Source organism: Sorangium sp. So ce176, assembly GCF_051519835.1.
GTDB lineage: Bacteria > Myxococcota_A > Polyangia > Polyangiales > Polyangiaceae > Sorangium > Sorangium cellulosum_G.
Genome location: NZ_CP150371.1, coordinates 4302924 through 4321865, shown reverse-complemented (window position 1 = coordinate 4321865; position 18942 = coordinate 4302924). Strand labels below are relative to the sequence as shown.

At 73.0% G+C, this 18942-nt stretch carries 13 protein-coding genes and 1 pseudogene; 5 read left to right on the top strand and 9 right to left on the bottom strand.

Annotated elements, in window-relative coordinates; translation table 11 throughout:
• The first annotated feature begins 50 nt into the window (after positions 1–50).
• The 3 genes from WMF42_RS16035 (at position 51) to WMF42_RS16025 (ending at position 4367) form a co-directional block, all read left to right on the top strand.
• On the top strand, positions 51–1955 hold the full coding sequence (locus WMF42_RS16035; RefSeq protein WP_437692860.1) for a M6 family metalloprotease domain-containing protein: 1905 nt from the start codon (positions 51–53) through the stop codon (positions 1953–1955).
• A gap of 381 nt (positions 1956–2336) precedes the next feature.
• Positions 2337–2924: a LysE family translocator gene (locus WMF42_RS16030; protein ID WP_437692858.1), complete on the top strand. Its 588-nt coding sequence runs from the start codon at positions 2337–2339 to the stop codon at positions 2922–2924.
• A 3-nt stretch (positions 2925–2927) separates the two neighbouring features.
• Complete coding sequence (locus tag WMF42_RS16025; protein ID WP_437692856.1) at positions 2928–4367, top strand: PLP-dependent aminotransferase family protein; 1440 nt, start codon at positions 2928–2930, stop codon at positions 4365–4367.
• A gap of 40 nt (positions 4368–4407) precedes the next feature.
• Here the strand turns inward: WMF42_RS16025 and WMF42_RS16020 are convergent, their stop codons facing one another.
• Genes WMF42_RS16020 through WMF42_RS16010 form a run of 3 tightly spaced genes read right to left on the bottom strand, consistent with a single transcriptional unit; the run spans position 4408 to position 7568 of the window.
• Entirely contained in the window at positions 4408–6126 is a 1719-nt protein-coding gene (locus tag WMF42_RS16020) for a protein kinase domain-containing protein (RefSeq protein ID WP_437692855.1), read from the bottom strand.
• A gap of 6 nt (positions 6127–6132) precedes the next feature.
• Complete coding sequence (locus WMF42_RS16015) at positions 6133–6888, bottom strand: PP2C family serine/threonine-protein phosphatase (RefSeq protein WP_434047648.1); 756 nt, start codon at positions 6886–6888, stop codon at positions 6133–6135.
• Complete coding sequence (locus tag WMF42_RS16010) at positions 6885–7568, bottom strand: vWA domain-containing protein (protein WP_434047647.1); 684 nt, start codon at positions 7566–7568, stop codon at positions 6885–6887. Before WMF42_RS16010 ends, WMF42_RS16015 begins: the two co-directional genes overlap by 4 nt.
• A gap of 141 nt (positions 7569–7709) precedes the next feature.
• On the opposite strand from WMF42_RS16010, the gene WMF42_RS16005 reads away from it, so the two are divergent.
• Positions 7710–8474 carry a hypothetical protein gene (locus tag WMF42_RS16005; protein ID WP_437692852.1) on the top strand — a complete coding sequence of 255 codons (765 nt, stop codon included), beginning with the start codon at positions 7710–7712 and terminating at the stop codon, positions 8472–8474.
• Here the strand turns inward: WMF42_RS16005 and WMF42_RS16000 are convergent.
• From WMF42_RS16000 to WMF42_RS15990, 3 genes are all read right to left on the bottom strand, one after another.
• Entirely contained in the window at positions 8468–9364 is an 897-nt protein-coding gene (locus tag WMF42_RS16000; protein ID WP_437692851.1) for a hypothetical protein, read from the bottom strand. The genes WMF42_RS16005 and WMF42_RS16000 overlap by 7 nt on opposite strands.
• A gap of 196 nt (positions 9365–9560) precedes the next feature.
• A complete protein-coding gene (locus WMF42_RS15995) occupies positions 9561–10022 on the bottom strand; it encodes a hypothetical protein (protein WP_437692849.1) in 462 nt (153 codons plus the stop codon).
• 43 nt (positions 10023–10065) lie between these two features.
• Positions 10066–11847 carry a hypothetical protein gene (locus tag WMF42_RS15990; RefSeq protein ID WP_437692848.1) on the bottom strand — a complete coding sequence of 594 codons (1782 nt, stop codon included), beginning with the start codon at positions 11845–11847 and terminating at the stop codon, positions 10066–10068.
• A 471-nt stretch (positions 11848–12318) separates the two neighbouring features.
• Between WMF42_RS15990 and WMF42_RS15985 the strand changes: the two genes are divergently transcribed.
• On the top strand, positions 12319–13047 hold the full coding sequence (locus tag WMF42_RS15985) for a hypothetical protein (RefSeq protein ID WP_437692846.1): 729 nt from the start codon (positions 12319–12321) through the stop codon (positions 13045–13047).
• A 280-nt stretch (positions 13048–13327) separates the two neighbouring features.
• Here WMF42_RS15985 and WMF42_RS15980 read toward each other — a convergent pair whose 3' ends face one another.
• The 3 genes and pseudogenes from WMF42_RS15980 to WMF42_RS15970 all read right to left on the bottom strand — a co-directional run bounded on the left by WMF42_RS15980 (position 13328) and on the right by WMF42_RS15970 (position 18896).
• Positions 13328–14044, bottom strand: a complete 717-nt coding sequence (locus WMF42_RS15980; protein WP_437692844.1) for a hypothetical protein — start codon at positions 14042–14044, stop codon at positions 13328–13330.
• A 520-nt stretch (positions 14045–14564) separates the two neighbouring features.
• Positions 14565–14846 (bottom strand): annotated as a pseudogene (locus tag WMF42_RS15975) (hypothetical protein); the annotation flags it as partial.
• Between the two features lie 552 nt (positions 14847–15398).
• Positions 15399–18896 carry a hypothetical protein gene (locus WMF42_RS15970; protein WP_437692842.1) on the bottom strand — a complete coding sequence of 1166 codons (3498 nt, stop codon included), beginning with the start codon at positions 18894–18896 and terminating at the stop codon, positions 15399–15401.
• Positions 18897–18942: the final 46 nt, after the last annotated feature.

Here is an 18942-nt window from a genome sequence, read left to right as displayed (position 1 = left end):
CGATGTGCCCCCTCGAACGCGACGAAACGCGGATCGAGGAGGATGCGGACATGACATCTCGTGACAGCGGCGCAGACACGGTGGAGCAGCGGGCGATCTTCGGGGCGCGGCGCGGGGCGAGGCTCGGGCTCGTCGCGCTGGCCGCGCTGGCGAGCGCCGTCTGCGTGAGCCGCCCGGCGGCCGCTGTGCTCGCCGAGCCGGGGCTGCGCGAGATCCCGCTCGACCCCACCGGCGCGATGTTCCACGCCGAGGTGATCGGCGACGAGCACTTCGACTACCTCCGGATGCGGGACGGCACCGTCGTGGTGCTCAACGACCTCTCGGGCGACTACGAGGTCGCCGAGCTCGGCTCGGACGCGCGCGGCGCCCCTGCCCTCGTGCCCTCGGGCGTGCTGGTCCGCGATCTCCGCGCGCTGGGCGGCCCCGTGGATCCGGCGCTGCTCGCGCGCATCGACGAGGAGGCGCTCGACGACCTCTGGGAGGCGGCGATCGCGCGTTCCCCGGGCGCGCGGTCGTTCGCGGCCCCGCCCGCGAGCACCGGGGTGCGGCGCCCGCTGCTCACGATCCTGCTGGAGTTCACGCAGGGCGGCGGGATCACCGCGCCGGGGGCGTTCACCGGCGGCTTCGTGACCGACATCGCGACATGGAAGGACACCCTGTACGGGAGCCTCCCTGGCTCGGTGAACCACTACTACGCCGACATGTCGCGCGGGAAGTTCTCGTTCATCCGCGCGCGGGAGACGCACGGCACGGCCAACGACGGCATCGTCCGGATCAAGCTGCCGTTCGCGCACCCGAACAGCAAGAAGGACTTCGCGCTCCTCCAGCCCTACTTGAAGGAGGCGCTTGTGATGGCGAATCCGTTCGTCAACTTCGCCTCGTTCGACGCCAACGGCGACGGCAAGGTCCGCGGCGACGAGCTCAACGTGCTCTTCGTCGTGGCCGGCTACGAGACATCGAACACCGGCAAGACGCCCTCGGTCTGGGCCCACGCGACAGGCTTTGACGACCCGATCACCCTCGACGGCAAGGTCCTCGGCGGCTACGCGGTGATCGGCGAGCGCCAGGTCCACAAGATCCGCGGCGTGCCCACCACGATGCCGGCCACCGTGGGCGTCATCGTCCACGAGCTCGGGCACTCGGCGATCGGCCTGCCGGATCTCTACAAGGGCCCGACCCCGGTCGGGGCGTGGTGCGTGATGGCGAGCGGGAGCTGGGGCACGACGACCGGATCGCCCGCCGGCTCGACGCCCGTGGCCATGGGCGCGTGGAGCCGGCTCAAGGCCGGGTTCCTGGCGCCGACCGTGATCCAGCCGGGGGCGCCGGCGCAGGACATTCCGATCGTGCAGTCGGCCGGCGCGGAGCTCTTCGGGCAGAGCGTGGCTCCGACGATCTACAAGATCGAGACGTCGGATCCGGACCAGTACTTCCTTGTCGAGAACCGGCAGAACGAGGGATACGACCGAGGGCTGCAGAAGTGGATCGGGTTCGGGGAGGTCTCCGGCGGCGTGGGGATTTACCGGATCGACGAGGCCAGGTCGGCGAGCCAAGGGAAGGTCGCTTTCATGGCGAGCAACCCGGGCGCGCCGAGCACCGTGGCGAACCTCTACAACCTGGAGGGCGAGCGGACGTTCACGCCGTTCACGGATCCGAGCAGCGACGACGGGGACGGGATGTTCACGGGGCTCTCGATCACGGGGTTCAACGAAGCCGGGCCGATCATGCTGGCGCACGTGAGTTACGGGCCGTTCGGTTGCAACGAGATCACCGCGTCGGTGGCGGAGCACGAGATCCACGGCCGGGCGCAGAAGCAGGTCCTCGACGTCGGCGACGAGCAGCTCTTCCTTGGATACCGCACCACCGGGGCGCTCGAGGGGCTGGGGGTCGACAAGGACGAGGTCGTGACGCTCCACGTGGAGGCGCCGGGGATGTGGAGCGTGGGGGGGTGCGACTGAGGGGGTGTGTCGGGGTGGCTGGAGCGAGCTCCAGGGCCACGCGGGACCTGTGTCGGCGTGGGTGGCGGCAGGGCGGTTGTCACGCGCCCGCCGTCGCTGCATCGCTCACCAGGGACCTCGCCCGAGAAGTCGAAGAAGCGGACCTCCGGGGTGAAGAAGGATGCCTTGTCCGGCCCGCGTGCCGCTGATTCCTCCTTCATATCTCCTCCGCGCCCACGGCCTCGTCCGGCTGCGCTGCTCCAGCGTAGCAGGTGCGCGCTCGCGCCGTCTGTACCGGTCCCGCGGCTGGTACAGTGCCTTCGATCGGCGCGGCCCCTGTGCCTTCACCGGCGAACGCCGCCTGCCTACGCTCCGGGCCACACCTGACCGGAGCGACCCGCGATGACCGAGCTGCTGCCCCTGGCGACCTATTGCTTCGTGATGTCCAGCACCCCGGGGCCGAACAACATGATGCTAACGACCTCGGGCGCCAACTTCGGCTACCGCGGCTCGCTGCCGCATGTCCTCGGCATCAGCGTGGGCGGCGCGGTCCAGACCTTCGTCGCCTGCCTCGGCCTGGGCGCGCTGTTCACGGCCTATCCGGTGCTGCACGGCGTGCTGCGCGTGACCGGCGCGCTGTACCTGCTGGTGCTGGCGTGGAAGCTCACCGGCGGCGTCGCGATGAAGGGCGCCGAGGTGCCGCGGCCGCTGTCGTTCGCGCAGGGGGCGCTGTTCCAGGCCGTCAACCCGAAGAGCTGGGTCAAGGCGGTCACGCTGGCCTCGGTGTTCATGCCGGCGGGCATGGCCCTGGTGAGCGGCGCGCTGCTCGTGTCGGCCATCGGCCTCGTCATCACCTTTCCGTGCATCTCGGCGTGGGCGCTGTTCGGCGTGGCGATCCGGCGTCTTCTGACCGACCCGCGACGGCAGCGGGTGTTCAATGGCATGATGGCCGCCGCGCTGGCGGTGCTGGCGCTCCTGTTCCTGCGCTGACCCATGTTCTCGCTCGACCGCGACTCCACCGTTCCCCTGGCCGACCAGATCGAGGCGCGGCTGCGCGCGCTGATCGAGGGCGCGCAGTTGCCGCCGGGCGCGCGGCTGACGTCGATCCGCCAGCTCGCAGGCCAGCTCGGCGTGAGCCCCAACACCGTGGTGGCGGCCTACGATCGCCTGGTGGCGGCCGGGCTGCTCGAGTCGCGCGGCACGGCCGGGTTCTTCGTGTGCGAGGCGGCCGCGGCCATGCCCGACGAGGCGTGGCTCGAGGCCGGAGAGCAGCAGGAGCCTGTGTGGCTGGCGCAGCAGGCCAACGACCAGCGCGCCGGCGTGCTGCTGGCCAGCAGCGGCGCGTTGCCGGCGACCTGGCTGAGCGACGCCATCCCGGCGACGGTGCTTCAGCGCGCGCTCGCCCGCAACGAAGCCGGGATGGCGGCGCGCATCCCGCCGCAGGGGCTGCCCGAGCTGCGCGAGCGCATCGCGATGCTGATGCGCGCGCAGGGCATCGCGGCCGATGCGGGGCGGCTGATGACCACGTGGGGCGGGACGCATGCGATCGACATGATCTGCCGCGCCTTTCTTCAGCCGGGCGACGCGGTGCTGGTGGAAAACCCGGGGTATTTCCTGATGTTCGGGCGTCTGCGGCAGGCGGGCTGCCGCATCGTGCCGGTGGCGCGGAGGCCGGACGGCGTGGATCCGGGGGCGCTGGAGGCCGCGTGCCGCGAGCACCGGCCCAAGCTGATGTTCCTCCAGAGCGTGCTGCACAACCCGACCGGCTGGGGATCGAGCGCCGCCAACCTGCACCGGGTGCTGACGATCGCGCACCAGCACGGGGTGCTGATCGCCGAGGACGACGTGCACGGTCACTTCCACCCCGGGCATCCGACGCGGCTGGCGCAGCTCTCGGGGCTGGATGGGGTCGTCTATTACTCGAGCTTCTGCAAGGCGCTGAGCCCTGCGCTGCGGCTGGGCTACATCGCGGCGGAGCCAGGGCGGCTGAAGCCGCTGCTGCGCGAGAAGATCTACTCGGTGCTGACCACCGGCGCGCTGAACGAGCTCGTGCTGCTGGAGGTGCTGTCGGCAGGCAGGTGGAGAAAGCACATCGACAGGCTGCAGCAGAAGCTCGGGGTGGCGCGGAACGCAGCGGCGCGGCGGCTGCGAGAGGCGGGCGTGCAGCTCGACCATCCGGGTGAAGGCGGGTTGTTCCTCTGGGGAACGGTGCCGCGCGGGGTGGACGTGGACGAGCTCGTGAAGGACGCGTATCTCAACAAGATCCTGCTGGCGCGGGGGGCGACGTTCCTGGCGGACGGGGCGACGGATCCGCATCTACGGTTCAACGTGGTGTTCAGCCAGCATGTGAGGGTGGCGGAGTACCTGGCGGAGCGGTTTGCGGCCGTGGCGAGCGCGCGGGGAGCGATGGCGAGGGCGGAGGCGGGGGTGTAGCGCGCGCCCGACTCGGGCCGATGGGACCACGAGGACCCGCTCAACGGGGTGTCTCCTGGACCAGATACAGCGTGGCCACCCAGCCGACGCGCCCGCTCGCGACGACCTCGGCCTCGGCCCACGCGAGCTGCTCGGCGATGCGGGTGCGGCCGGTGAGGCGCAGGGCCGTGCCGTCGGGCAGCGGGAGCCTGTCGCTCCCCGTCGACGGCGCCGCGCGCAGGTGCGCGCCGGTGCCCCCGGTATTGCCGATGATCGCGCGCGGCGCGATCACGGCGCAGGGCCGCGGGCGCGGCGCCGGCGAAGCGCCCGGGGTCGCGAGCAGCCTCGATGTGACGAGGACGCCAGCCGCGCAGGCGCCGGCCGCGGCGATCGACGCGACCGAGGTGAAGACCCCCGTCCCCCGCGGGAGCCATGCGCGCGCCGGCCCGGAACCAGCCCCAACCTCGGTCGCCCTCGCCCCAACCTCGGTCGCCCTCACCCCAACCTCGGTCGCCCTCACCCCAACCTCGGTCGCCCTCCCCGCCGCCTCCTCGACCACCCGCGCCACCGCGGTCCTGCCGAGCCCGAGCCCCGCCCCCGCCCGGTCGAGCCACGCCCGCTCCGCCGCGCTCAGCGCGCCGTCCCGCAAGCGCCCGCGCGCGTGCAGGCCGAGCCAGCGGATCCGCTCGGCCTCGGGCGCCACCGCCGGATCGCGGACCCGCGCGATCGCGCGCTGGAACCCCTGCTCCGCCGGGAACAGATCGATCCCTGTGCGCTGCCGGCGCTCGCACCACGGGCAACGCGGGAGCCTCTTGTCGTGGAGGTGCGCCGGGCTGCTGGCGCAGCGGACCATCTCGCGCTTCGCGCGCAGCAGCGCGGCGCGCCACGCCGCCGCGCCGGGGCGTTCGGCCGGCGTGACGTGGCCAGGGCCGAAGCAGCGGATGAAGAGCGCCTGCAGGCCAGGGTGGAGCGTCGCGAACGGGATCGCGCCCGCGGCGGGGCGGACGCCCGTCACGCCGGGCACGAAGGGGCAGAGGCCCAGGCGGATCCGCGCCGGGATGCGCTCGGCGTCGCGGGCGCCACCCGGCGCGAGCTCGCCCTCGAACGGGTGCGCCCCGCCGAGGAGGAGCTGGTGAATCAGCACGGCGAGGGCGAACGCGTCGGACGCGGGGGTGCGGGCTGCGCGGCCGGGCTCGACGCCGCAGAGCTCCGGCGCGGTGTACTCCGGCGTGAGCACCGGGCAACCGTGCATCTGCCCTGCCGCAGGATCACGGATCTGGAACGAGTCGGCGTCCACCAGGGCGACGCGCCCGGCGAGCGGAGAGACGAGGATGTTCTGCGGCTTCAGGTCGCCGACGCAGTGGCCGGCGCGGTGGACGCCCTCGACGAGGCGCGCGAGCCTGGCCGCGAGCAGGCAGAGGTCCCGCTGGGTGAGCCACCCGGCGATCTGCATGCGCTCGTCGGGCACCAGGCAGCGGTGGAGCTCGATCGCGCCGCGCTGCAGGGGCATCAGGAACCCCGCGAACGCCCCGCGCCCCTCGGCCTCGGTCAGCGGCGCGACGGGCCAGGCGAGCGCGCGGCGGAGGAGCCAGGACGGCCGGCGCTCCAGCATCACGCGCAGCTTCCGCTCGCGTTCCTCGGCCCTGCCGGGGCGGTAGATCTTGGCGCAGAGCGCCCGGCGCCCTCGGACGGCGAAGACGGATCCCTCGCCGCCCGCGCCGAGCTCCTCGCCGAGCTCGACGACCCTCCCCGCGGGATCCCGGTACGCCTTCGCGCTCATCCGCGCTCACGGCGGCGCGCGCAGCAGCGCGACGGCGAGGGTCTTGTCGTCCCCGGAGCTCCGCCGCAGCGGCTCCGCGTCGAGCAGCCGCGCCACCTCGCGCCCGGCGGCGCCCGCGTCGGTGACCTCGGCCGCGTAGTCGAGGAGCGGGGCGCAGAAGGGCGCGAAGGGCGCGAGGGCGCGGCCCCGCACGAGCGCGGCGCCCTCGCAGCCGTCGGTGAAGGCGCAGAGCGCGTCGACGCCCTCGTGGAGGTCCACGCGCAGGCGCGCCTCCCACGAGGGCGAGGAGACGAACCAGGTCTCGTTCGCGTATTCACCGCGATCGGGCGCGCTCAGGACCACGAGCTGCCCGTCGCCGCGGCGGCGCCCGACCACGGCCCCGTCGCCGAGGTGCGCGACGGCGACGGCGTCGCCCCACGCGGCGGCCGCCACCAGCGTGCAGGCGAGATCCGCGGGCGCGAGCGCGCGCGCCTCGGCCTCGCGGAGGAGCGCCTGCCGGCCGGCCGCGCAGGCGGCGCGCACCGCGTCGCGGAGGGGCTGGGGACCGGCCGGCGCGAGCTCGCGCAGCGCCTCGACGACCGCGGCCGAGACCGCGGCGGCGCCGATCTCCGAATGCGCGGCGGATCCGGCGCCGTCGCACAGGCACAGGCCGACCCGGCGCCCGCCGGCGGGGCCCGACGCCCACGCGTCCTGGCAGGGCGAGCCCTCCTGCTCGTGCTGCGGCCCGCGCACCGACGCGCCGAACACGAGCCACCCCGTCACGACGGCAGCGCCCCCCACCCGCGCGGCCCTGTGGGATCCTCGAGCGGGACCTCCTCGCCGGGCCGGGAGCGGCTCCGCGCCTGGAGGCTCCTGCTGAGCCATTGAAACATGGTGTCCCACTGCGCCTCCTTGAGCCGGAGCGGCGCGCGATCGGGCGAGAGCTCCTTGAGGCGCTGGAAGCTGGCGGTCTTCGTGCCGACCGCGAGGAGGACGAGCCGCCTTTCGCGCTCGGCCTCTCGGACGCGGCGGACCGCCGCCGGCCAGCGGGCGGTGTCGGTGGGCTCGCCGTCGGTGAGCAGGAAGATGAGCGGGCGGTAGTAATCGAGGCCGCTCTCGCGGTAGGCGCGCTTCTTGGCCTCCAGGAGCTCGAGGGCCTGCTCGATCGCGGCGGCCATGGGCGTATCGCCGGCCGCGGCGAGCGCGGGGGGCTCGAAGACGGCGGCCTCGCCGAAATCGCCGTGGACCGTGACCTTGCCGCCGAAGGTCACGACCGCCAGCTCGACGCGGTTGCGGGCGACGGTGTCCCGCGCGAGCGCGGCGCGGAGGCCGTCGAGGCCGGCGGCGAGGTCCGGGAGATCGGCTGTCATGGATCCCGAGGTGTCGACGAGCAGGACCAGCGGCTGGCGGGGCTCGCGGTTGTTGTCATTGACCCGGACTCGGTCGACAAGGGACGGAGGCATGCCCGGAATGGAAGGGCAGGCGGCCGCGGAGGGGCAAGAAAGCGGCAGGGCTGCAAGTCGGCCGCGAAGTTCCCCCTCCGCACCAGCCCGTGATATCGGGGCGGACCGACGCAAACAACGGTCGAGGGGACAGGACGCCGCATGCCGACCATCTCCGTTCTGTCGTGGAACGCCTATGGCGGGAACATCACCGACCTCGCCACCGCGATCACGTCTTGCAACATCGACATCGCCGTGATCCAGGAGGCAGCGCGGCAGGCCAACGCGCCGTTCTACGCTCCCCTCAACGCCCTCGCCCCGGGCTACGGGGTCCTCCCCGCGATCGCCGAGAACCGGACGTGGCACACACCCACGGGCGCCAACATCCACCCCGATCCCTCGCTGCTCCGCGCCTACGCCGTCGTCTACAACACCGCGACCATCGGCGCCCCCGGCGCGCCGCCCGGGGGCGCTCCCGTCGCGGCGCTCGTGGACTACACCACGCAGTACGCTTGCCCGAACTCCGCATTCCAGGCCGGCCTCGATGGGTTCAGCCAGCGACCGCCGCTCCGCGTGAGGTTCTCCCACGCAGGGAACACCTGCGTGCTCTACACCTGGCACGCGCCGCTCCTGCACCGCAATGGGCAGGGGATCCGGATGTTCGACGGGTGCCCCAGGCTCGCGCAGGACGTCGCGAGCGGTAACCTCGTCGTCATCGGCGGGGATATGAACAACATGAACATCTCCGCGGCGCGCTTCGCGGCATTCGATGGGCTGCAGGACGGCTACGACCACGTGTTCGCCGCCAACATCACCGGCATCCAGGACACCCGGCTGGTCCCGGGAACGACGCTCGTGCAGATCGGGCATCTCAACGCGCTCCACGCCGCCCCGCACTGGGCCGTGCCCGCGACGCTCACCTACTGACCGCCCTCGGGCCCCGAGTACGGCACGCGCTTCCACCGCCGCGGCCCGGTCGCCTCCACCATCTCGTAGCGGATCCCCGCGATCGAGCTGCCCTGGATGAGGACGGCCGTGCCGTCCCGCCGGACGCCCCTCCCCTCGAAGAGGCCATCTTGGCCGATGCTGTAGGACGCCTCGACAGGCAGCTCGTAGGGGTCGTCCTCCCCGTCTGTCCGCTCGAGCTGCCTCGAGCGGCTCAACCTCACGAGCTCTTCGCGCTTCATGCGACGTCGCTCCGACAGCCGCTCACTGCGCTTCTTCCGCGATTCCCCCGGCTTCGTCGTCGTCTTGAAGCCCTCACGCCTGTCCTTCAGGCGCCCAAAGACACGCGAGGAGAAGCCGCGCGAGGGACCGGAGTCGAGGGGCTCGAAGGTCGGGGGTTGAACCACGAACGAGTCGACGAGCATCGCGGGCTGCCCCACACGTCCCCGCGCCTCTGCGACGCCCGGTCCGCGCGACGCGTGCGCCCCCGTTGGCGCGCCGCGCGACGCGTGCGGCGCCGCGGACTTCGCCGGGTGCGGCGCCTGCGCACCGGCCGCGCGGCGCTGCACGGTCGCCGGGTGCGGCGGCTTCGCGCCCGGCCCCTCGGCGCGCTGCGCGGTCGCCGGGTGCGGCGCCTGCGCACCGGCCGCGCGGCGCTGCGCGGTCGCCGGGTGCGGCGGCTTCGCGCCCGGCCCCTCGGCGCGCTGCACGGTCGCCGGGTGCGGCGGCTTCGCGCCCGGCCCCTCGGCGCGCTGCACGGTCGCCGGGTGCGGCGGCTTCGCGCCCGGCCCCTCGGCGCGCTGCGCGGTCGCCGGGTGCGGCGGCTTCGCGGTCCCGGCCGTGGCCGGATGAGGAGGGCGTCGAGGCGTCACGTCGGAGCGGGGACGAGCGTGCGCCGGCGCGGCTCGCTCGGCCAATAATCCGGATCACGCAGGGCGGCGCGCCGCGCGCGGCCCGCAGCGTGAACAGGCACCCAGCTTCGCCTCACAAGACCTGCGAGCCGGCATCGCCTGCATCGATGAGGCGCTGGCCCGCCGTGGGTCGCGCGCTCCGAGAGCGGGGCTCTCGCTACCGCCCCTCGCTCCGCTGCCGGCACAGCCCCGTCGCCCCCTTCGGCGCGCTGCCGCTCGTCCAGCACATCCGGCTGCGACCCAGCCGGATCTCCACCTCCGGCGGCAGCTCCTCCGGCAGGAGCAGGCGCCACGCCTCGTCCTCCGGCTGCTTGAACAGCGCGTAGATCGCCACCCGCCCCTTCTCCGGCAGGGGCACCATGAGCACCTGCCTCACCCCCGGGAGCACCGCCAGCGCGCTCAGGACCGACTCGTCCGGGGCCATGGCCATGCTCGCCACGTCATCGTACGACTCCGTCGAGAAGGCCTTGCCGTCGACAGCGCGGGCGAGCACGTAGCACGAGCGGGCGTCGTTCATATCGGCCGCGGGGGCGATGGTGAGGCGGAGCTCCCGGGTCGAGCCGCCGCAACCCGGGAGCGCGAGCGCCACCCCGAGGAACATCAGAACCGCGACGCGCATGGGGCGCCCATCTTCCCGCGCCGGGTGCCGCGCGGGCAACTACTCAGCCTCGGTAGTCGTAGCCGACGAGGCTCTGGAACCGCTCGTAGCTCCAGCCGCGCTTCTGGACGGTCTTGCTCTTGCTCTCATACTTGCGGATGCGCTCCACCATGGCGTCGCCGGCGGTGCTGATCCCCTCCGGGTCGAGATCGAGCTCGTCGAGCTCCTTCGCCACGGCCTGGACGGGCGTGAGGCCGCCCCTCGCGGTCGTCGTCCACTCCTTGAGCTTGTCGTGGACACGAGCGCTCACGGGCTGCTTGAACTTCGGGAAGACGGACAGGTAATTCCGCCCGTTGGTGTTCTTCTCGGGCATGGCGAGGCCGTTGTCGATCTTCTTCATGCCGAGCGTGTATTTGCCCATCTCGTCGACAGGCTTCTTCAGCAGATCCTTCACCGCCAGCGGCGTCTCCGCGGAGACGCCCGGCCCCCCCTTGACGTACACCGCGCAATTGCCGCCGTGCGCGTCATTGTCGTGGGTGAGCCAGTTCAGGAGCATCATGTCGGCGAAGTCGGCCTCGTCGAGCATCCCGTCGATGAGCTTGGTGGCCGAGTCGGCCGCCTCGTGGATGGGCGCGCCTCCCTGGCGGAGCTTGGTGACCAGCTCGTCGCGGAGCTCGCCGACGCCCATGATCCCGGGGAGGAACTGCTGGGCGGAGCAGAGCTTCGGCCCTTTCGTGCTGAAGACGCCCGACCCGTCGAAGATGGTCGCCACCGTGCCAGGGACGAGGTGGCCCAGCCCGAGGCGGTTCGCCACGTGGTGGGTCGCCACCTCCCGCTGTACCGCCGTGTGCACCGGGATCCCGGCGTGGAGGCGATTGCCGTCGTAGCCGAACCCTTTGCGGTTGTTCGGGCACATCAGATCTTCGTCGCCCGGCTTCACGACCCAGCCCGTCTTCCCGCCCGCCTTCAGGAAGTACGCTCCTCCATCACCGCCGGAGATCGCCGAGAGCTTGGCGCCGCCGCCTCGAAAGGTCGCCAGTTGCTTGTAGATGGGCTTCAGGCTCTCGCGCTGGCCGAGCGCCTTCACCTTCGGGCGCCACGCCTCGAAGATCGATCGCGTCAGGCGTTCGCCGGGAGACAGCGTGACGTCGCGGGCCGGCAGGAGATCGACGAGATCGGAGGAGCCGATCGGCGAGGTCGAGGACCGCGGCGGCACGGGCAACAGGCCGCCGATCATGCCGGGGGTGCGCACCAGCGGAGGAGGCCGGACCGGGCACACGTCCGTGCCGCCGTGCACCGGAACGAGCGCGGTGGTGTTGGAGTAGCCTCCGGGGCTCGACGGGAGCTTCTGGGGAGAGCGCCGCGCGGGCTGGCGCGACTGGTGGTCCTCGATGGATCGCGCCTCCGCGGCGCTGATGAGGGAAGCCGAGAGGAGCAACAGCGCCGCCCAGACGGGGAGGTTCACGATGGGCCCGTCCAGCAAGGAGGGGTCGACCTTCCCTGCAAGGTAAGCCCGCTGCTGGCGATCGATGTGCTTCACCACGCTCACGTGCCGCGATCGCTCCGCCTTCGTCTTCGCCTTCTTGGAGTCGAGGAACCCCCGGTTGCGTTGACCCTTGCGGTACGGCTGGAGAGCATCCCCGGCCGCGGGCTCCTGCTGCGCCACCGTCGCAGGGTGCGGCGCTCTCGGGGCCGTGCCGCCGATGGCGGCCCTGGGCTGCGCCACCGTCGCAGGGTGCGGCGCTCTCGGGGCCGTGCCGCCGATGGCGGCCCTGGGCTGCGCCACCGTCGCAGGGTGCGGCGCTCTCGGGGCCGTGCCGCCGATGGCGGCCCTGGGCTGCGCCACCGTCGCAGGGTGCGGCGCGCGCGCGTTCGGGGGCGGAGCAGGCGGTCGACGGTTGATGGACATACGGCTCCCGGCGACCCGGCGCGGTCCACCTTCCTATCCGCGCTCGCCGCCCCCGGCAAACAAACACCGGGGCGCGCCGGCCCCGCAGCCGCCGCCTGGCGAGGGTGGCACCGTGCCCGCGCGCCGAGAAAGGCGCTTCGCCTCGCTGCCGGGTTGCATCCCCCGGATCGTGCCGAGATGGCCCTGAATCCGAGGCAGGGGGCGTGAGGAACTAGGTGCCCGTCCCGAGGTCATGGCAACCTGTCCGCCTCTCACGGAGACACGACAGCGATGACCCGGAGGACGCATCGACCGAAGCATTCCGCAGCGACGGCGCGCGCCCCTCACGCCGCCACGGTCGCGCAGCCGTCACGCGCCCCTCACGCCGCCACGGTCGCGCAGCCGTCGCGCGCCCCGCACGCCGCCACCGTGGCGCAGCCGTCGCGCGCCCCTCACGCCGCCACGATCGCGCAGCCGCGCTCCACCCCTGGAGCCTGGCCGCGCGGCGCGCCGGTCCTCCGCACCGCTCAACGTGCGCAGAAGAAGGACCCCATCCTCGAGGAGCTCGAGGCGCGGCTGCTCGCGCCGGTCGATCACGACGCCATCCTGGCGCTCGCCCCGGAGACGCTCTCGAAGCAGGTCCGCGACGAGGGGATCTGCGGCGCGCTCAACGCGGCCTTCGTGAACATGGTCCTCTCGTTCCACGTCGTCGGCAAGTCGTTCCCGAAGAAGAACGATTACACAGAGTTCTTCTCGGTCGACAACAAGGATTGGCTGCAACGCGTGGCCATCAACCAGCAACGCTTCAGGAAGGCGGTGTTGAAGGACATCGATACCGGGTATGCCGTGCTGTTCGACGCGTACGCGCTGGTCAACCTGGGAGAGCCGGATTCGCTCCAGAACAGCCTGCTCGGCGTCGACGGCGCGGCCATCCTCGTCGCCTTCGAGTTCCGGGACAGCGAGGGTCCCGGCGGCCATGGGATGGCGGCCGTGCGCACGCCGGCGGGCGTCGTGGCCTTCGATCCGAACGAGGGAGTGTTCTTGATTCCCACGAGCTCGTGGGCGCAATGGGTGAAGACGAACCTGCTGTCGGGCTACGGGAAGATCGTGCGCATGACCCTGTATCTCCTGCGCATGAAGCGATTCGACGAGCTCTAGCGCCCCCCCAGCCCCTGTCGAGCCCCGCTCGGGCCGACCGCGGAGGCCGACGCTGCGCGTCGTGGGCGCGCCGCGGCAGACCTGAGCGCCCGCGTCACCAGAACTTCCCGGCGCCCCTCATGGGAACATGGCGCCCGCAACGTCGCCCCTGCTGATTCGCGCGCCTGCTGACCGGTTCGGCGTTGGCAGGACCTGCCGTGGGCGGGGTGGCACCATCAACACAGGCTCGGCTCGACGCATCCGACACGGGTGCATGGCGCGTCTGGGCTGCATCCGCGCGTCACGGGAGGTCCTTCAACGCCCAACCCCGGATCGTCTCGGGGTTCTTCTTTGGAAGCTGCTCGCGGAGCCAGTTGACAAACGTCTCTCGGCGCTCCTCCTTGGTCCCGCCGCGATTGTTCGCGATCCTGACCGCCGTCTTCCGGAGCTCGAAGACGTTCGGCCCAGGCGAGGTAGCCGCTGTGGCTTTCCTCCTGACCGGCGGCACACCGCTTCGGTTCGTCGGAGCCGTCTCCGCCTGCTCGAGGCGCGCGCTCAGCAGATCCTGATCGCCGGTGCCCCTCTTGCCTCTGACCCCCTCGCCGCCGCCGCCCCGTTTGCCGCCCGCATGAAGATGCGTATTGGGGATTGTAACGTCGAGCCGGAGCGCTTTATCGATGTTCTCGCGTGCGTCCAGGGCCCTCTTCGGATCCCCTCCATACCCCACGACTCTGGCTTGCCGTCTCGCGGCGTCATTCTGTTTCTTGTCCCAGATCTCCTTGTTGGACCGCTTCTTGTTTGCCTGCAGCGCGACGGTCGCCGCGTGCGGCGTCACCACGATCGCCGGATGGGGCGGCAGCCTCTCGGGCGACGGCGCCGACGGCTTCTGCTGCACAACGGTCGCCGCGTGCGGCTCCCTTCCCCCGGGCGACGGCGCCGACGGCTTCTGCTGCGCCACGGTCGCCGCGTGCGGCTCCCTTCCCCCGGGCGACGGCGCCGACGGCTTCTGCTGCGCCACGGTCGCCGCGTGCGGCTCCCTCCGCGGTGGCGCTTTTGCCGGATGCGGCGGTCTCGTCATCGTCCCGTGCCACCCGCCGCCTCGATTGGGCTCGCTCATCTCCCCACGCTCCTTGCCCTTACCACCCAGCTCGATGCGGAGTTGGGCCCTGCTCATTCCAGCCCTGGCGTCGGCCCAGCCCTCCGGCCCCCCCACGGGGCTTGGAGCCCGCCCGCCGTCTGCTCTCGCGGCGCCGCCCAGCACAACGCAGGTAGGCCTCCCCGCGGACGCTATCTCGCCCGTGGATCGAACGCCAGAAATCCACCGAACCCTCGCACCACTTCAAGGGGTCCCTCGCGACGCTGCGCGCACCGCCAAGTCGCTCATCGGCTCAAGCAGATATACCTTGAATACAAGACTCCAGGACGTGTCTTCGAAATCGCCGACGGCCTGAAGCGGGGGCATGGGGGTCGGAAGTTGCTGCTTCTATCTCGAAAGGAGTCCGGGATGACCCGCGTCGTTCTATTCATGCGCGCTGCTCCTAGTCAGGGAAGCGACGTGTCTCGACGGCGGTGCCGTCGGCTCCCGACGTCGTGCTGCCGTCATGGTTCCAGCTCATGCCACCCTTGCCCGGCGGTCCGATCTCGAAGGTGACCCCCTCGAGCGTGATCTGGTCCTCGTCGAGGTAGGCGATGCCGATCGAGTCGCCGCCGCGCCCCGGGCCACCGAATCCGCCCTCGCCCCCGTAGCCGCCCCCACCCCCGCCACACGACCAGGTGCCGTCCCCGACGGCGCCCCCCGGCGCTCCTCGGCCGCCTGGTCCACTCGCGCGGGCCGTTCGCTGCGGAGCGCGAAGCGCTGCTCAGGCACATTCGCTGAGTCGTCGGCTGTTCACTGCCGGTTACCAGGCGGCAGCTCCGGATGAAGACCCGCGGAATAGTCCAGCCAGGGATCTGCCTCGGGAGAGGGAGGAGAGAGATTTCGACGCAAAGCCGCCAGGAGCGCAACGACGCAAAAATGCATGACAACTGTTCTTGCTTGCGCCTTGGCGTCTTTGCGCCTTGGCGTTGAAATCTCTCTCTCCGGACCCCTGGCGGGCGGAACTGGCCCCTCGGCCCGCGGAACCGGTCGGCGAGGTGCGGGGGGAACCCTTCCGGTCTGTCGAGACAGGTCGACGACCCCTGGAAAGAACCCGATCGGGCTGTACCGGCACCTCGGCAACCCGATCCGGGAACCCCCAGGGCCTGCCCCGACAGGTCGACGACCCCTTCGCCAACCCCGGAGGGCTCCTCCACGGGTCGACGACCCCTTCGCCAACCCCGGAAGGCTCCTCCACGGGTCGACGACCCCTTCGCCAGCCCCGGAGGGTTCCTCGCTAGTCCGTCGCCACCGCGCTCACGCACCGCCGACCCCGGTTCCCCGGCGGCACCACGAGCGCCCACGGGGCAGGCTGCATGTCGAACGAGACCGGCGGATCGAACGGCCAGGTCACCACCCCCGCCGATCCCGCCGCCGCGCGGCAGAGCAGCCGGTAGAACCGCCACGCAGATCCGCTGATCTCGATCGTCTGCGCCCGCGTGTCGCTGGCCCCGACCAGCGTCTGCTCCATCCCGGCGCTCGCCGCGCTCGACGTCCACCACGTCACCGGCAGCGCGCGCCACGCCGGCGCCTGGTTGAACCCGTAGACAGTCGTCTCGCCCGAGCGCAGGAACGACCGCGTCACCCCGATCCCCGCCCCGTACTGCACCTCCGGGAGCGCCTGCGGCCGCACCTGGAGCGCGATCGCCCTGGGGTTCCCCCCGTCGTCCCACAGCGCCGCCGCGAGCTTCTCCGCCCACCCCGCCAGCTCCACCGCCTCCCCCGGCACCCGCACCGCGCGGGACCCGGCCGGCGCCTTCGGCGTGCACCCGGCCGCGCTCCCCTTCCGGCACACAGGTCCGAGGAGCTGATCCACCCCCGACCGGAACGTCCCCTTCGGCCCCACCGCCGCCAGCAGATCCTCCGGCGACACCTCGACCTCGCCCCGCGGATCCAGCGGGAACCGCGCGAGCAACGGCGCCACCTGCGGCCGCACCTGCTCCCGCCACGCCGCCTCGATCGTCCGCTCCACCCGCTGGAGCGCCATCCCGTAGGCCAGCGCCACGGGGGCAAGGAACGGATCGCGCTGCGCCTTCTCGTGGATGCGCGCCCCGTCCAGCCACGCGGTCACCTGCTGCAGCGGCGCCGGCTTGTCGACGTCGAGGATCGCGAGCCCGAGCTTCCCGATCGGCGGCAGCCGATCCGCGAGCGGCGCGTCGGCCGGGCCAGGCGCCGCCGGCGCGCCGTCGTCGAGCGAGGGCAGCATCGGCGAGATCACCGCGTAGTAGGCGTCGAGCCCCGGATACTTCCCCTTCTCGCCCGCCATCACCTCGACGATCGGCCGGAACGCGGCGAGCGCGTCCGCGAGCACCTGGAGATAGGCGTTGCCCTCGGGCTCCACGCGCGCGTTCTCCGCCACCGTGACCCAGAAGTCCGTGAACCAGGAGGCCGGGCCGATCATGGCCTCCAGATCGGCGCGGAGACCCGCGGCGGAGGTCACGTCGAGCCGGAAGCTCGAGACGTACGCCCACAGCGCCGCCCGGTGCTCGGACGCGTGGCGCGCGACGCCGTCGGCGACAAGCCGGGTGAGCGCGGCCCGCTCGTCGCGGGGCACCCGCGCGCCCTCGAGCGCGGCGTCGAACGCGAGCAGCGGCGGCTTGATCTCGGCGTCCACGGCCCGCGCCGTGAAGGTCCCCGGGAGGCTCCGGGTGGCCCCGCGCTGGCGCGCGTCGCCCAGGCCGACCGCGGGGTAGTCCGAGGCCCGCGCGAAGAAGGGCGACCGCCCCGCGGCGCCCACGTCGTCGACGAAGGCCCGCACGTACAGGCCCGACCGGCTCGAGCGGAGCAGATCGGAGAACGCCCGGGTCTCGTAGGTGCGCGTCGCGCGGCCGTCGACGACGATCGCGTGGACGGCGGCCTTCGCGCCGGCGTCACCCCCGACGACAGCCAGATCCTTCAGCGCCTCGCGCAGGCTCTTGCCCTTCGCCGAGGGCACGGCGAGGCTCCCCTGCCCCACCATCGCGAGGAGCCCCTCCAGCGCCTCGCGGTTCTCGGTCACCCACCGCGGCTCCCGCCGCCGGGCCGCCACCGGCCCGAGCAGCGCGTCGACCTCCTCGTCGCCGCGCACGGCCCTGAGCTCCTCGATCACGGCGTCCAGCCCGTCCACCTCGACCGCGCCGCCGATCGACGCGGACAGCGCGGCGCCCTGCTTCTGCAGCGCGTCGAGCCCGTCCTGGCCGAGGGTCTCCCGCCGCAGCGCCTCGTCGAGCGCGCCGAGCCAGCCCTCCCAGTCCGCCAGCGAGACCTCGGCCTCGCCGCCCGACGGCGGCGCCACGCTGCCGGACCAGGGACGCTCGCTGCGATCGATGTAGTCGAGCGCGATCCGCGCCGGGATGTCGAGCGCCGCGGCCCAGGCGTCGGGCGCGCTCCGGATGCGCTCGCCGAGCGCGCTGTCCCTGGAGGCGTAGAGCAGCGAGAGGGCATAGATGCGCCCGCCCCGCTCGCCGCCGCGCGCGCGGGGCAGGAGGTAGAGCTCGCGCAGGCTCGTCAGGAAGCGCGCGACAAGGTCCTGCTTGTCGGACGGGAACGCGACGCGCAGCGGGGGCCAGAGCGGGCGCAGCGCGGAGGAGAGCGCGTCGGCCGCGGCGGCCTCGGCCTCGCGGGCCCTCGCGTTCGCGGGCCAGCTCCTCGGCGGCGCGCGCCGCGCGTCCTCCGCGGCCCTCTCCAGCCGATCCACCGCGTCGCCGGCGCGCCCGAGCACGTGGAGGTGCCAGCCGTAGGCGCCGAGGAGCAGCGCCGCCCCCGCGGCCACGGCGAGGGCCGCGGCCCTCGCCCGCCGGCGGTCGAACACGCGCGCGTCCCGATCGACGAGCGCGCCGTCGAAGGAGAGCGGATCGCCGAGGAGGACGGCGGCGCCGCCCTCCCCCTCCGGCAGCCCCGCCAGCACGATGCCCTCGAGCGACGGGGCGGCGGCGCCGCGGCCGCCGAGCAGCGCGTCGAGGAACGGCGCGAGCGCGCCGAGCAGGCCGGGGCCGGACGCGGTGAGGAACCGCGTCACCCGCCCGAGGGCCTCGGGGGACAGCGTCGCGAGCGCCGGGGAGACGTAGGTCCCGAGCGGCGCGACAGCGGCGGAGAGCTCGGACGCGCTGCGGCCGGCGGGGGTCAGCTCCGCTGTGTGGCCGGCGTCGCGGGCGATCGGCGCGAGCTCGCGGAAGCCCTCCGCCGCCTCGTCGAGGTGGGTCAGGCACACGCGCACCCGCGGCGGCGTGCCGCGCAGCGCGGTGAGGAGGTCGACCTTCGCGCGCGCGAGCGCGCCCAGCCGACGCAGCCCGACAGGCGACCACGAGGGCGCGCCCGCGTCGAGCACGACGACAACGAGCGGCACCTCCAGCGAGAGCGGCTCCCAGAGCTCGCGCAGGGCGTCCCGGGCCTCGGCGCGCGTGTCCTCGAGGAGGTCGCCGGAGATCTCCTGCACGAGCGCCTGCCGGCCGGCGAAGAGGGTGAGCCGCGGATCGTCGGGCGCGTCCGGCGCCGCCAGCGCGGGGCCGCCGCCCTGCTCGAGGGCGGCGAGGACGAGCCGCGACTTGCCCGCGAGCCGCTCGCCGAGGACAACGACGACCGGATCGCGCCGGGCGCTCGCCGGCAGGCCGCGCACGAAGCGCGACCACGCCGCGCCGAGCGAGGGCGCGCTCGGCGCCTTCGGCGCGCGGCGCTGCTGCCGGACGAGCAGGATCACGGCGAGGATCACCAGCGCGACCCCGACCACCGCGAACACGACGATGATCCAGAGGCTCACGGCAGCGCGCCCCCCTCGCGGCCCGGCGGTGCCGCGCTCGCCGCGC

Coding starts and splice junctions, on each gene's coding strand:
- WMF42_RS15995 (WP_437692849.1), bottom strand. CDS start 10,022: ATGCGCGTCGCGGTTCTGATGTTCCTCGGGGTGGCGCTCGCGCTCCCG.
- WMF42_RS16030 (WP_437692858.1), top strand. CDS start 2,337: ATGACCGAGCTGCTGCCCCTGGCGACCTATTGCTTCGTGATGTCCAGC.
- WMF42_RS16020 (WP_437692855.1), bottom strand. CDS start 6,126: ATGAGCGCGAAGGCGTACCGGGATCCCGCGGGGAGGGTCGTCGAGCTC.
- WMF42_RS16035 (WP_437692860.1), top strand. CDS start 51: ATGACATCTCGTGACAGCGGCGCAGACACGGTGGAGCAGCGGGCGATC.
- WMF42_RS16025 (WP_437692856.1), top strand. CDS start 2,928: ATGTTCTCGCTCGACCGCGACTCCACCGTTCCCCTGGCCGACCAGATC.
- WMF42_RS16005 (WP_437692852.1), top strand. CDS start 7,710: ATGCCGACCATCTCCGTTCTGTCGTGGAACGCCTATGGCGGGAACATC.
- WMF42_RS16010 (WP_434047647.1), bottom strand. CDS start 7,568: ATGCCTCCGTCCCTTGTCGACCGAGTCCGGGTCAATGACAACAACCGC.